The sequence below is a fragment of the Citrobacter sp. RHBSTW-00029 genome (assembly GCF_014104295.1).
Taxonomy (GTDB): Bacteria; Pseudomonadota; Gammaproteobacteria; order Enterobacterales; family Enterobacteriaceae; genus Citrobacter; species Citrobacter youngae.
Genome location: NZ_JABXRT010000001.1, coordinates 3,817,407 through 3,831,097, shown reverse-complemented (window position 1 = coordinate 3,831,097; position 13,691 = coordinate 3,817,407). Strand labels below are relative to the sequence as shown.

Here is a 13,691-nt window from a genome sequence, read left to right as displayed (position 1 = left end):
TGTTATCAGTTCAACACCATCGGCCAGTCTGGCGGAGTATGGCTCATCACGTCGAGCATCACGGATTCGATGTTATTCCAGATAGTGGATACATCTACCAGGGTGATACCGAGTAATCCGGTTGCAAACCAGCAGGCAAAAACAAGCCCTAAACCGCTGCTGATAACGGCCAGTCCAACATAATCTGATTTACGAAAACGAATATTGAGCGTACTGGCTAAAAACATCAGTACTGCGCTGAGCAGTTGCCACCGCAGAAGAACTACGCCAGTTGTTATTGTTGCCATGAAAAACGTCCTCAGAAAGTCTTGATGCCCAGGACAGCGCGGGGTTATTCACAGAGGGTGTGGTACTCTGGCTATCGACGGGCAATAACATGAATGAAACAATTTTTCTGTTACATTATTTCTGTGAACTATATCACATTTGCTCGTTTGTTCACCAGTATCTGACGTTATTTTTGCCGGTTCTTATCCATGTTAATTGTATGGTTATCTTGATTCATAAACGAATAATAAATTATGCGTTATGTAAGATGCATTCATGTTACTTGTTTTCTTTATCCGAAATTAATCGTTAAAAAAGTTAATGTGTTTTATACGTGCCGCCAGTATAACGCGTGTAAAACATTACTCTTTCTTGATAATGATGTTGCAAAATAAGCGTAACTTTAAGTTTGCCTTACGGGAAAATAATATCATCATCCACTATTATCAGACTTTTACATAGAGACGTCTGTTGATAATGTTGATAGATTCATGCAACTTAACCAGTTGGTGTTTATAGCATCCTGCCTTGATGGGTACTGGCATATACGAAACAGGGAAATAGGGCTGACATGAATCTCAGTGCGCAAAGCAAGATGCTGAAGCTCCTCGGCACGCTCACGGTGGTATTGCTCCCCGTGGTGCTGGCGCTATGGTTTGCTCATATCCGGGCGATGTCCGAAACCCGCACTCAACTCCACTCATTTGCTCAACTGGTGTTAAATAAAACGGAACTGGTGATCCAGCAAGCTGATTTAGCGCGTGATATGGCTCAGCTGTATCAGGGTAAGATGTGTACCCCTGCCCATCAGAAAAGTATGCTGAATATTATTCGCGGACGTTTATATATCAGCGAGCTAATTTATGCACAAGATGATCATTTTTTGTGCTCTGCGTCGATGGCACCGTCAGTTCCCTATATTATGCCAACCGCTGACTATAAACGTACGCCGGACGTTTCGATCTATTACTATCGCGATACGCCTTTTTTCTCTGGCTACAACATGACGTATATGCAAAGAGGAAACTACGTCGTTGTCATTAACCCATTATCTTACAGCGAAGTCATGTCAGATGACCCTGGCCTATTGTGGGGCGTCTATGACACGATAACGGATACTTTCTTCTCCGCCAGCAATCAGGCGCATGTTAAGCAATTTCTGCCGCTGGTGCGCGGTAAAGCCTCTACCTTCCAACTGGACGATCGGTTCTATACCATCGTTCGTTCTGAGAAGCGCCCGATCGCGATTATTGTTTCGACGACCCGCGATCGCGTCCATCAAAATTTCTATCACGAAGCCGCACTCACGATCCCCTTTGGGGTGATCTGCAGCATTCTGATGTTGTTGATGTGGTGGCGTACACGCCAGCAGTACCATTCCCCTCGTCGTTTGTTAAGGCGTGCGCTGGAAAAACGCCAGCTACGCCTGCATTACCAGCCGATCATCGATATCAAGAATGGTCAATGTGTGGGGGCCGAGGCGCTGATGCGTTGGCCAGGTTGCAAAGGCGAGGTCATGAGCCCGACGGAATTTATTCCGCTGGCTGAAAAAGAAGGCATGATTGAAAGGATCACGGATTACGTGGTCGAAGAAGTGTTCAATGATTTAGGGTATTTTCTTTCAGCGCATCCCCAGATTTATATCTCAATTAACCTCTCAGCTTCTGATTTCCATTCATCCCGACTGATTGCCCTGATCGCTGAGAAAGCGCGTGATTACTCAGTCGCTGCCCAGCAAATTAAGGTCGAAGTGACGGAGCGTGGATTTATTGATGTGCATAAAATGACTCCGGTAATCCAGGCATTCCGTCAGGCCGGTTATGAAGTGGCATTTGATGATTTTGGGACGGGATATTCCAATCTGCACAATCTGGCGGCACTGAACGTGGATATCCTGAAGATTGATAAATCTTTTATTAGTACGCTGGCGACCAACAGTACCAGCCACCTGATTGCCGAACATATCATCGAAATGGCGCAAAGCTTACATCTGAAGACAATTGCTGAAGGGGTGGAAACGGCAGATCAAATGGAATGGCTGCTTGAACGTGGCGTTCAGTATTGTCAGGGGTGGTATTTTGCGAAAGCGTTACCGCCGCAGGAGTTTATGCTCTGGCTACAGCGCTCGCCCGCCATACTGACGCAGAGCGGGCAATAATCCTACAGGCGATGACGGTAGTCGCTGGGTGTACGATCAAACTCGCGGCGGAACACGCGTGAGAACGTTTGTTGCGACACATAGCCGAGATCCATCGCAATATCGAAAATAGGTCGTTCGGTCGTCCGTAGTTCCACGGCGGCTAACAAAAGTCGGCGCTGGCGGATATAGTCACCCAACGTCTGACGCATCACCGTGCGGAACATCCTCTGTAAATACCACTTCGAGTAACCTGATTTTTTCGCCACCGCCTCAATGTTCAGCGGTTGATCGATATGTTCATCAATCCATTCAATAAGGGTCTGAATTATCTGCTGATGGGACATAGGGCTGCCTCTTTCTCAGTATTCGATTCGTCGTTTTGTCTGTGGGCGAGTATAATTCCTCAAGTTAACTTGAGGTAAAGCGATTTATGGAAAAGAAATTACCCCGGATAAAAGCGCTGCTCACGCCAGGTGAAGTCGCAAAACGTAGCGGTGTCGCGGTATCAACTCTGCACTTCTATGAAAGCAAAGGGTTAATCAGCAGCATGCGCAACAGCGGCAATCAGCGTCGATACAAACGTGATGTGTTGCGTTATGTCGCGATTATCAAGATTGCCCAGCGTATCGGTATACCACTGGCAACGATTGGCGACGCGCTAGGGGTATTACCCGAAGGACATTCGCTCAGCGCCAAAGAGTGGAAACAGCTCTCGTCGCAATGGCGTGAAGAACTGGACCGGCGTATTCATACCCTGGTGGCGTTGCGTGATGAACTGGATGGATGCATTGGTTGCGGTTGTTTGTCGCGCAGCGATTGCCCGTTGCGTAACCCAGGCGATCAACTGGGCGAGCAAGGAACTGGGGCGCGCCTGCTGGAAGATGATTGATGGGTTTAAATACGGGTATAAAACTAAAGCGCCACAGAGGGCGCTTTAGTTTGGTTCCGGTCTTCGTCTTTCACTCTATCCCGCTGGTTCACGGGAGGGTTTCCCCCGACATCAACACCCCTCAGTCGAGCACATTAGGGGAGGTTCCGGCTTGTGTTGATAAGGTAAGTGTATGCCACCCCCGTCTATTTGCCAGTCGATTGATGGTTTTTTAGCCGAAAAATTTTCCGCATCTTCATTCGTTTTTTTGCGCGAATTAACGTGAAAGATTACCGCTGGGGTTGTAATAACTGCGCGAAATTTGTTGCCAGATTGCGCATTGACGATAACGTTTGCGCACCGACTGGCTATTTCTTGTGCGTTATAAGAAGAAATGAGTAAAAAGCGGCAAAGTTCAGTTGAAAACCAGTACATGATCGCTAGATAATCGTTTGCTTTTTTTTACCACCCGTTTTTATGCGCGGAGCTAAACGTTTGCTTTTTTGCGACACCCCTACTGACGCAAACCTGGCACAGGGAGAAAACGTTAAGCAGGCAGTGGATTGTCCAGCACGCATAATGACGAAAAATAAACTCTCAGGGGATGTTTTCTATGTCTACGCCTTCAGCGCGTACCGGCGGTTCACTCGACGCCTGGTTTAAAATTTCGCACCGTGGCAGTACCGTTCGACAGGAAGTCGTTGCCGGATTAACGACGTTTCTGGCGATGGTCTACTCTGTTATCGTAGTTCCAGGAATGCTGGGTAAAGCCGGTTTCCCGCCAGCCGCTGTATTTGTGGCAACCTGCCTGGTAGCCGGTGTCGGCTCTATTGTGATGGGCCTGTGGGCAAACCTGCCGCTGGCGATTGGTTGCGCCATTTCTTTGACGGCGTTTACCGCATTCAGCCTGGTGCTGGGGCAGCATATTAGCGTGCCTGTTGCGTTGGGCGCGGTGTTTCTGATGGGTGTTCTGTTTACCATCATTTCCGCGACAGGTATTCGTAGCTGGATCCTGCGCAATCTGCCACAGGGCGTTGCGCACGGTACGGGTATTGGTATCGGCCTGTTCCTGCTGCTGATTGCGGCAAACGGTGTTGGTCTGGTCATTAAGAACCCGCTGGATGGCCTGCCGGTTGCGCTGGGTGACTTCGACACCTTCCCGGTCATTATGTCGCTGATTGGTCTGGCGGTGATTATCGGCCTCGAAAAACTGAAAGTACCGGGTGGCATCCTGCTGACTATTATCGGTATTTCCGTTGTTGGCCTGATTTTCGATCCGGCCGTGCATTTCTCCGGTATTTTTGCCATGCCGTCTCTGAGCGACGAAAACGGCAACTCGCTGATCGGCAGCCTGGACATTATGGGCGCACTGAACCCTGTCGTTCTGCCGAGCGTGCTGGCGCTGGTCATGACCGCCGTCTTCGATGCGACCGGAACCATCCGCGCGGTTGCGGGCCAGGCGAATCTGCTGGATAAAGACGGTCAGATTATCGATGGCGGCAAAGCGTTAACGACTGACTCCCTGAGCAGCGTGTTCTCTGGTCTGGTGGGCGCTGCTCCGGCGGCGGTTTACATTGAATCTGCAGCGGGTACCGCGGCAGGGGGTAAAACCGGTCTGACGGCGATCACCGTAGGTGTTCTGTTCCTGCTGATCCTGTTCCTTTCTCCGCTCTCTTACCTTGTTCCTGCTTACGCAACGGCACCGGCGCTGATGTATGTTGGTTTGCTGATGCTGAGCAACGTGGCGAAAATCGACTTTACCGACTTCGTCGACGCGATGGCGGGACTGATTACCGCTGTCTTTATCGTGCTGACCTGTAATATCGTGACCGGCATTATGATCGGTTTTGCCACTCTGGTTATTGGCCGTATTGTTTCCGGCGAATGGCGAAAACTGAATATCGGAACGGTGGTGATTGCCGTGGCGCTGGTTGCATTCTATGCAGGCGGTTGGGCTATTTAATTCCGATACGCTCTTGATCCTGAAAACGGGTGGCTTTTGCCGCCCGTTTTTATTTTCAGAACACACTCGTTGTCTTTTGCGTTACTCTCGAGTAGATAGAATTGAGGCACGACGCCTCTCACCACTAATCATAAGAAACATCGCAAACAGGGAACGCATGGAAATCTTTTTCACCATACTCATCATGACCCTTGTGGTCTCGCTGTCGGGGGTATTTACTCGCGTATTGCCCTTCCAACTCCCTTTACCCCTTATGCAGATCGCCATCGGCGCCTTGCTGGCGTGGCCGACGTTTGGTTTGCATGTGGAATTCGATCCTGAGCTGTTTTTGGTGCTGTTCATCCCGCCGCTGCTGTTTGCCGATGGCTGGAAGACGCCAACGCGTGAGTTTCTGGAGCACGGACGAGAGATCTTCGGTCTGGCACTGGCGCTCGTACTGGTTACGGTGGTCGGCATTGGTTTTATGATTTATTGGCTGGTCCCGGGGATTCCGCTGATCCCCGCTTTTGCGCTGGCCGCGGTGTTATCGCCAACCGATGCCGTTGCCCTTTCTGGCATTGTAGGCGAGGGGCGTATACCGAAGAAAATCATGGGCATCCTGCAGGGCGAAGCGTTGATGAACGATGCGTCTGGCCTGGTATCGCTGAAATTTGCTGTGGCCGTGGCAATGGGAACGATGGTGTTTACCGTTGGTGGTGCGACGGTTGAGTTCTTTAAGGTAGCGATTGGCGGCATCCTGGCGGGTTTTGTCGTCAGTTGGTTGTATGGACGCTCTCTGCGCTTTCTTAGCCGCTGGGGCGGCGATGAGCCGGCAACGCAAATTGTTCTGCTGTTCCTGCTGCCGTTTGCTTCTTACCTGATTGCCGAACACATTGGTGTTTCCGGGATCCTCGCGGCGGTCGCAGCCGGGATGACGATAACCCGTTCAGGCGTAATGCGTCGTGCGCCATTGGCGATGCGCTTACGTGCTAACAGCACCTGGGCAATGCTGGAGTTCGTCTTTAACGGCATGGTCTTCCTGCTGTTAGGGCTGCAATTACCGGGGATTCTGGAGTCTTCTCTGGTGGCGGCAGAAGCCGATCCGAACGTTGAAACCTGGATGCTGTTTACCGATATCGTGCTGATTTACGTAGCGCTGATGCTGGTGCGTTTTGGCTGGCTGTGGACGATGAAAAAATTCAGTCTGCGCTTCCTGAAGAAAAAGCCGATGGAGTTTGGCTCATGGACAACGCGTGAAATCCTGATCGCCTCCTTTGCGGGAGTTCGCGGGGCGATTACGCTTGCTGGTGTGCTCTCTATCCCGCTGCTGTTGCCGGATGGTAGCGGCTTCCCGGCGCGCTACGAGCTAGTATTCCTTGCCGCGGGCGTGATCCTGTTCTCGCTGTTTGTCGGTGTAGTGATGCTACCGATTCTGCTGCAACACCTGGAAGTGGCAGATCACTCGCAGCAACTGAAAGAAGAGCGGATAGCCCGCGCTGCGACGGCGGAAGTCGCGATTGTTGCTATCCAGAAAATGGAAGAGCGTCTGGCGGCGGACAGCGAAGAGAATATTGATAATCAACTGCTGACCGAAGTGAGCTCTCGTGTAATCGGTAACCTGCGCCGTCGCGTCGATGGACGTAACGATGTGGAAAGCTCATTACAGGAAGAGAACCTCGAGCGACGTTTCCGCCTGGCGGCATTGCGTTCAGAACGTGCAGAGCTTTATCACCTGCGCGCCACGCGCGAAATCAGCAATGAAACGCTGCAGAAACTGTTGCACGATCTGGACTTGCTGGAAGCGTTGCTGATCGAGAACCAATAAACGGTTGTGCCGGATGCGCTACGCTTATCAGGCCTACGGAATCGAATTGTAGGCCGGGTAAGGCGTTTACGCCGCATCCGGCACTTACGATTCTTGCGTTAACCAAAACCCTTCGCAGCATGTCAGCCACGCCTGAGCGCTGTGCGACAGATACACGCCTTCACGCCAAATCATGCCCAGTTGCCAGCGTAAATCGCTCTCCAGCGGGATCCAGCGCAGCGTCTGTTTATCCAGTCGTTGGCAAATTGGCTCCGGTAAAATGGCAATCCCGACTCCGGCTTGTACCATCGCAGCCAGAAAATCCCACTGCCCGCTGCGTACCGCGATGCGCGGCTTGACGTTGTGCTGGCTAAACAGTTCAAGCAGCTGGCGACTCAAGGCGAAATCTTCGTTATAGATCAGCAGCGGGTGCTCAGCTAACGCCTCGGGGGAAATGGACTCACACGTTGTCCACTGACCGGAGCGGGGGACCAGCACGCAGAGCGGATGACTGAAAAGCGGTAAGGTTGCCAGTCCACTCTCTTCCTCGACCGGAAGGGCCGTCATGGCGACATCCAAATCACCGCTCATGACTGCCTGTTGGACGGTTAAGCCACCAAACTCCGATATTTTAAGCTCAACGCCGGGATAACGCTGGCGAAACAGGCTGATGGGACCTGCCATCAACATACCGACCATTGGCGGGATACCAAGGCGCAATAGCCCTTTGTTCAGATGGTTAATGTCGCTAAGTTCGGCTTCAAGCTGGCGAAACTCGGCCAAAATCGCCAGACCGCGCTCAAAAACAACCTGTCCGGTATCGGTCAATAAAAGCCGCCGACCGTCGCGGATTAACAGCGTGCAGTTCAGCTCGTCTTCAAGGTTCTTCAACATTTTGCTGATGGTGGGTTGGGTGACAAAAAGCTTCTCCGCTGCGCGGGTAAAGCTCTGCTGACGCACCACCTCAACAAAATATCGCAGCGTTCTGATATCCATGATTATTCCTTAAGACTATGCCTGCAATGAGTTTAATTCATTTCAGTCCTGGACGGGGGCTCTCTATACTGGCGCTCTCTATTTTTTAAGGACATACCCTCATGGCTGTGGCGATAAGCCGCGTGACGCCTGCTGTCATTCAACGACTCCAGATCCCCGTTCAGGTTCTGTTGTACGCAGGTCTCTTTGTATTTGCTCAATATCTTGTCTCCTGGCTGCATCTACCGCTTCCCGCCAACCTGGTCGGGATGGTGCTGATGTTGGCATTAATTTTCTGCCGGGTTATCCCGCTGAGCTGGATACGCGCCGGTGCCCGCTGGTTACTGGCTGAAATGCTGCTGTTTTTTGTTCCGGCAGTGGTGGCCGTCGTCAACTATACGCAGCTGTTGTTAGTCGATGGCTGGCGTATTTTTGCTGTCATTGCGATAAGCACGCCGATGGTGCTCGGTGCCACGGCGTGGGTGGTCGATAAAGTGTATCGCTATGAAATGAGCAGGTTAAACCGTGAGTAATTTCCAGCTAAGCGTGTTGTGTCTGGTGATTACGCTGGGTATCTACTTTGCTAATAAGCGTTTGTATCGCCGTTTTCGTAAATTACCCCTGATGCCGCTGGTCCTCACGCCAGCACTGTTGGTGCTGATGCTGGTGTTCGGGCATATTTCCTGGCAAAACTATATTGGTGAATCGCACTGGTTGCTGTGGCTGTTAGGCCCGGCGACCATCGCCTTTGCCGTTCCGGTGTATGACAACCTTGCCGTGATTAAGCGTCACTGGATGTCGCTGACGGCGGGCGTGGTAACGGCAACGCTGGTGGCCGTTACCAGTTCCGTGTGGCTGGCGCGCCTGTTTATGTTGCCTGATGAGATCCAACGTAGCCTGGCGGTACGTTCCGTCACCACGCCGTTTGCGCTGGCAGCGGCAGAACCCTTGGGCGGGCAGCCGGACCTGGTGGCCTTGTTCGTGGTGGTGACCGGTGTATTCGGTATGGCCGTCGGTGATGTGCTGTTTTTACGGCTTTCCATCCGCGAAGGTATGGCCAAAGGCGCAGGGTTTGGCGCAGCATCGCATGGCGCAGGCACGGCGCGCTCGTATGAGCTTGGTCAGCAGGAGGGCGTGGTTGCCAGTCTGGTAATGATGCTTTCCGGTGTGGTGATGGTGCTGGTGGCACCGCTGGTGGCGAGGCTGATGTTCTGAGAAAAGATATAATCCTCCGGCCCGAAAGCCGGAGGAGAAGGGAGGTTAGTGTGCACGACCTTGCTCTACGCCGTACCCGGTCTGGGAACGGATGAACTGAGCACGGAACTGCTCGCGTTCGCGGTTGCCTTCTTCTGAGTTGTCGGTCGCAGAGAAGAACCAGATCCCGAGGAACGCTACGCTGATGGAGAACAGCGCCGGATATTCATACGGGAAAATGGCTTTTTCGTGACCGAGGATCTGGACCCAAATGGTTGGGCCGAGAATCATCAATACTACCGCTGTTAACAGACCTAACCAGCCACCCAGCATTGCGCCACGGGTGGTCAGTCTTGACCAGTACATGGAAAGCAGAATGATGGGGAAGTTACAGCTGGCCGCGATGGCGAACGCCAGACCCACCATGAAGGCGATGTTCTGATTTTCGAACAGCACGCCGAGCACGATGGCAATCACACCCAATATCAGTACGGTAATTTTCGAGACGCGCAGTTCTTCACGCTCGGTAGCGCCTTTGCGGAACACGTTAGCGTACAGATCGTGAGAAACTGCCGAAGCGCCCGCCAGCGTCAGCCCGGCAACCACCGCCAGGATGGTGGCAAACGCCACTGCAGAGATGAAGCCGAGGAACAGGTTACCGCCCACCGCATTCGCCAGGTGAACCGCCGCCATGTTGTTACCACCGATCAGTGCGCCTGCAGCATCTTTGTACTCTGGGTTAGCACCTACCAGCATGATCGCGCCAAAGCCGATGATAAAGGTCAGGATGTAGAAATAACCCATAAAGCCGGTGGCATAGAATACGCTCTTACGCGCTTCGCGGGCATCGCTGACCGTGAAGAAACGCATCAGAATATGCGGCAAGCCTGCCGTACCGAACATCAATCCAAGACCTAACGACAGGGCGGATATCGGATCTTTTACCAGACCGCCCGGGCTCATAATCGCGGAGCCTTTCGGGTGTACCGCCATCGCTTCGGTAAACAGGTTATTGAAGCTGAAGCCGACGTGCTTCATGACCATGAAGGCCATAAAGCTGGCGCCGAACAGCAGCAGAACGGCTTTGATGATCTGTACCCATGTGGTTGCCAGCATGCCGCCGAAAAGCACGTACATCATCATCAGTACGCCAACCAGCACCACGGCGATGTGATAGTTCAGACCAAACAGCAGCTCAATCAGCTTACCTGCGCCGACCATCTGGGCGATCAGATACAGCGCGACCACCACCAGGGAACCGCAGGCCGACAGAATACGGATTGGCCCCTGCTTCAGACGATAAGAAGCAACGTCTGCAAAGGTATAACGACCGAGGTTACGCAGGCGTTCCGCAATCAGGAACAGGATAATCGGCCAGCCGACCAGGAAGCCGAGCGAGTAGATCAGCCCGTCATAACCCGAGGTGAACACCAGCGCGGAAATCCCGAGGAACGATGCCGCCGACATATAGTCGCCCGCAATCGCCAGCCCGTTCTGGAAACCGGTGATGTTACCGCCAGCGGTGTAGTAGTCATTACGCGAACGTACGCGCTTAGACGCCCAGTAAGTAATACCGAGCGTAAAGATGACGAAAATCAGGAACATAATAATCGCCTGCCAGTTGGTTGGCTGGCGTTGAACTGCACCGCTAATAGCATCCGCCGCGTTTGCGGCGAAGGGCAGCGTGGCGGCAAGCGCCGTCAGGACTCTCTTCATGATGCTTTAACCTCGTGCAGAACCGCGTTGTTCAGGCGATCGAATTCACCGTTGGCCCGCCAGATATAGATCCCGGTCAGGATGAAGGAGATAAGGATCACACCGACCCCAATCGGAATACCCCGGGTGACGCTGGTTCCCGCGTGTAGCGGCGTACCCAGCCAGCCAGGCGCAAAGGCAATCAGTAAAATAAAGCTGATATAAACTGCCAGCATGATGATGGACAGAATGGTGGCAAACCGTTGCCGTTTTTCAACTAATTCCCTGAAACGCGCACTGTCTTCTATCCGCTGATAAATATTGTCATTCATCACAGAGTCTCCAGAGGTCCCCCTGCGTCTTTCGTGCTACAGGTTCGTTGGCCGCACTCGCCTACACCAGTCACATAGTGAACTATGTGACTGGGGATATGCTTGCTTGCCGCCTTCCTGTAACACGAAATCCTTTGGGGGAGGTTTTTATATTTCCTTCCCGGTCAGGGGAGGGGTAGGGATAGGATTTGTAGGCCCGATAAGCAGCGCGCCATCGGGCATTTCACGGTTATGGTTATGATGGCATCGCGATGGCCTGCTTCTCTTCGAGCAGTTTCTCTACCACGCCAGGATCGGCGAGGGTTGAGGTATCGCCCAGATTGCTGGTATCGCCCGCCGCGATTTTTCGCAGAATACGGCGCATGATTTTGCCGGAGCGGGTTTTCGGCAGTGAGTCGGTCCAGTGCAGCACGTCTGGCGTTGCTAACGGGCCAATTTCTTTTCGTACCCAGTTGCGCACCTCGGCGTACAACTCAGGTGACGGCTCTTCGCCGTGATTCAGCGTGACGTAGGCGTAAATGGCCTGGCCTTTAATACTATGTGGAATGCCGACCACGGCGGCTTCGGCAATCTTTGGATGCGACACCAGCGCCGACTCGATTTCTGCTGTACCCAGGCGGTGGCCCGAGACGTTCAGCACGTCATCCACACGTCCGGTTATCCAGTAATAGCCGTCTTCGTCACGACGCGCGCCGTCGCCGCTGAAGTACATATTCTTGAAGGTAGAGAAGTAGGTTTGCTCAAAGCGTTCGTGATCGCCAAACAACGTTCTCGCCTGACCCGGCCATGAGTCGGTGATCACCAGGTTGCCTTCGGTCGCCCCTTCCTGCGGGTTACCTTCGTTATCAACGATGGCTGGTTGTACGCCAAAGAATGGACGCGTTGCAGAACCCGCTTTCAGCTCGGTGGCGCCCGGCAGTGGGGTGATCATGAATCCCCCGGTTTCGGTCTGCCACCAGGTATCAACGACCGGACATTTTTCGTTGCCAATTTTCTTCCAGTACCACTCCCATGCTTCCGGGTTAATCGGCTCGCCAACGGAACCCAAAATGCGTAGCGATGAACGGTTAGTGCCTTCAATCGCCTTATCACCTTCTGCCATCAGGGCGCGGATAGCCGTTGGCGCAGTATAGAGGATTGTGACCTGGTGCTTGTCCACGACCTGTGACATACGCGCCGGGGTCGGCCAGTTAGGTACACCTTCAAACATCAGCGTGGTGGCACCGCAGGCCAGCGGACCGTACAGCAAATAGCTGTGGCCGGTAACCCAACCCACATCAGCAGTACACCAGTAGATATCGTCCTGATGGTAATCAAACACATACTTAAAGGTCGTTGCCGCGTAAACCAGATATCCCCCCGTGGTGTGCAGCACGCCTTTTGGCTTACCGGTTGAACCAGAGGTATACAGGATAAACAGCGGATCTTCCGCGTTCATTTCTTCCGGCTGATGTTCAGGGCTGGCTTTTTCTATAAGATCGGACCACCACAGGTCACGGCCTTCCTGCCATTCCGTTTTTCCACCGGTTCGTTTGAGGACGACCACATGCTCCACGGTCTTCACGTTCGGGTTTTTCAGCGCATCATCGACGTTCTTTTTCAGCGGGATGCTGCGTCCGGCGCGCACGCCTTCATCAGCGGTGATCACCAGGCGCGAATTGGAGTCGATAATACGTCCGGCGACGGCCTCCGGTGAGAACCCACCGAAGATGACCGAATGCACCGCGCCAATGCGGGCGCAGGCCAGCATGGCGACCGCAGCTTCCGGCACCATCGGCATATAAATAGCTACCACATCGCCTTTTTTAATGCCTAAATTCAACAATGTATTGGCGAAACGACAAACATCGCGATGCAGTTCGCGATAGGTAATGTTTTTACTTTGGCTGGCGTCATCGCCTTCCCAGATGATGGCGGTACGATCGCCGTTTTCCTGCAGATGGCGGTCAAGGCAGTTTGCCGCCAGGTTCAGCGTGCCGTCTTCGTACCATTTAATCGACACGTTGCCGGGTGCAAAAGAGGTGTTCTTTACCTGGCTGTATGGCGTGATCCAATCAAGAATTTTTCCCTGCTCGCCCCAAAATGTGTCGGGATCGGTAATGGACTGTTGGTATTTCGCTTCGTACTGCTCCGGGTTTATCAGGCAACGGTCCGCAATGTTTGCGGGAATAGCGTGTTTGTGTATTTGGCTCATGGCTTTTGTTCTCCTTGTAGGATGTTAATAATATGTCGCACAAACGTTAAATATAGGGGCTTTGCGAGTTTTGTTTAGTATTTGGGCGACAGATCACGCAATAACCGAATTGTGCAAATTAGCGGCAAACTGAATTTTGAAGAGAACTAGCAAAAATTGATTAAACCTCGCGATAACATGCGGTTATATAGAGAGTTTTGAAAAGGTGATCTGTGTCGGGTATAGACAAAAGAGTGAGGGATTAGAAGGGGGAAATAACTCTAAAGTGGTATTTTACATA

The 13,691-nt window shown here is 52.5% G+C and carries 12 protein-coding genes; 6 read left to right on the top strand and 6 right to left on the bottom strand.

Annotated features, from left to right (window positions below; genetic code table 11):
* Positions 1–5 precede the first annotated feature (5 nt).
* A complete protein-coding gene (locus tag HV041_RS18570; RefSeq protein WP_048213921.1) occupies positions 6–287 on the bottom strand; it encodes a YjcB family protein in 282 nt (93 codons plus the stop codon).
* A 551-nt stretch (positions 288–838) separates the two neighbouring features.
* Between HV041_RS18570 and HV041_RS18565 the strand changes: the two genes are divergently transcribed.
* Entirely contained in the window at positions 839–2,425 is a 1,587-nt protein-coding gene (locus tag HV041_RS18565) for an EAL domain-containing protein (protein ID WP_182294255.1), read from the top strand.
* 2 nt (positions 2,426–2,427) lie between these two features.
* Here HV041_RS18565 and soxS read toward each other — a convergent pair whose 3' ends face one another.
* Positions 2,428–2,751 carry a superoxide response transcriptional regulator SoxS gene (soxS, locus tag HV041_RS18560; RefSeq protein ID WP_005132611.1) on the bottom strand — a complete coding sequence of 108 codons (324 nt, stop codon included), beginning with the start codon at positions 2,749–2,751 and terminating at the stop codon, positions 2,428–2,430.
* Between the two features lie 86 nt (positions 2,752–2,837).
* On the opposite strand from soxS, the gene soxR reads away from it, so the two are divergent.
* The 3 genes from soxR to HV041_RS18545 all read left to right on the top strand — a co-directional run bounded on the left by soxR (position 2,838) and on the right by HV041_RS18545 (position 7,042).
* Positions 2,838–3,296, top strand: a complete 459-nt coding sequence (gene soxR, locus HV041_RS18555) for a redox-sensitive transcriptional activator SoxR (protein WP_003826630.1) — start codon at positions 2,838–2,840, stop codon at positions 3,294–3,296.
* A gap of 592 nt (positions 3,297–3,888) precedes the next feature.
* Positions 3,889–5,238, top strand: a complete 1,350-nt coding sequence (gene ghxP, locus HV041_RS18550) for a guanine/hypoxanthine transporter GhxP (protein WP_005132609.1) — start codon at positions 3,889–3,891, stop codon at positions 5,236–5,238.
* Between the two features lie 157 nt (positions 5,239–5,395).
* Positions 5,396–7,042 (top strand): Na+/H+ antiporter, encoded by a 1,647-nt coding sequence (locus HV041_RS18545; RefSeq protein ID WP_040229801.1) that lies wholly within the window; start codon positions 5,396–5,398, stop codon positions 7,040–7,042.
* 84 nt (positions 7,043–7,126) lie between these two features.
* On the opposite strand, the gene HV041_RS18540 is transcribed toward HV041_RS18545, so the two are convergent.
* The gene (locus HV041_RS18540; protein WP_040229800.1) at positions 7,127–8,017 is read right to left on the bottom strand and encodes a LysR family transcriptional regulator; all 891 of its coding nucleotides are present in this window, start codon (positions 8,015–8,017) and stop codon (positions 7,127–7,129) included.
* 101 nt (positions 8,018–8,118) lie between these two features.
* Here HV041_RS18540 and HV041_RS18535 point away from each other — a divergent pair, with 101 nt between their 5' ends.
* Together HV041_RS18535 and HV041_RS18530 are read left to right on the top strand one after the other, a co-directional pair.
* Positions 8,119–8,529, top strand: coding sequence for a CidA/LrgA family protein (locus tag HV041_RS18535; protein ID WP_121585330.1), 411 nt, complete (start codon positions 8,119–8,121; stop codon positions 8,527–8,529).
* A complete protein-coding gene (locus tag HV041_RS18530; RefSeq protein ID WP_003031745.1) occupies positions 8,522–9,211 on the top strand; it encodes an LrgB family protein in 690 nt (229 codons plus the stop codon). Before HV041_RS18535 ends, HV041_RS18530 begins: the two co-directional genes overlap by 8 nt.
* 45 nt (positions 9,212–9,256) lie before the next feature.
* Here HV041_RS18530 and actP read toward each other — a convergent pair whose 3' ends face one another.
* The 3 genes from actP to acs all read right to left on the bottom strand — a co-directional run bounded on the left by actP (position 9,257) and on the right by acs (position 13,411).
* Positions 9,257–10,906, bottom strand: a complete 1,650-nt coding sequence (gene actP, locus HV041_RS18525) for a cation/acetate symporter ActP (RefSeq protein WP_048213916.1) — start codon at positions 10,904–10,906, stop codon at positions 9,257–9,259.
* Complete coding sequence (locus tag HV041_RS18520; protein WP_006688274.1) at positions 10,903–11,217, bottom strand: DUF485 domain-containing protein; 315 nt, start codon at positions 11,215–11,217, stop codon at positions 10,903–10,905. The genes actP and HV041_RS18520 overlap by 4 nt, the downstream gene beginning before the upstream one ends.
* Positions 11,218–11,452: 235 nt before the next feature.
* Entirely contained in the window at positions 11,453–13,411 is a 1,959-nt protein-coding gene (gene acs, locus HV041_RS18515) for an acetate--CoA ligase (RefSeq protein WP_121585331.1), read from the bottom strand.
* Between the last annotated feature and the right edge of the window lie 280 nt (positions 13,412–13,691).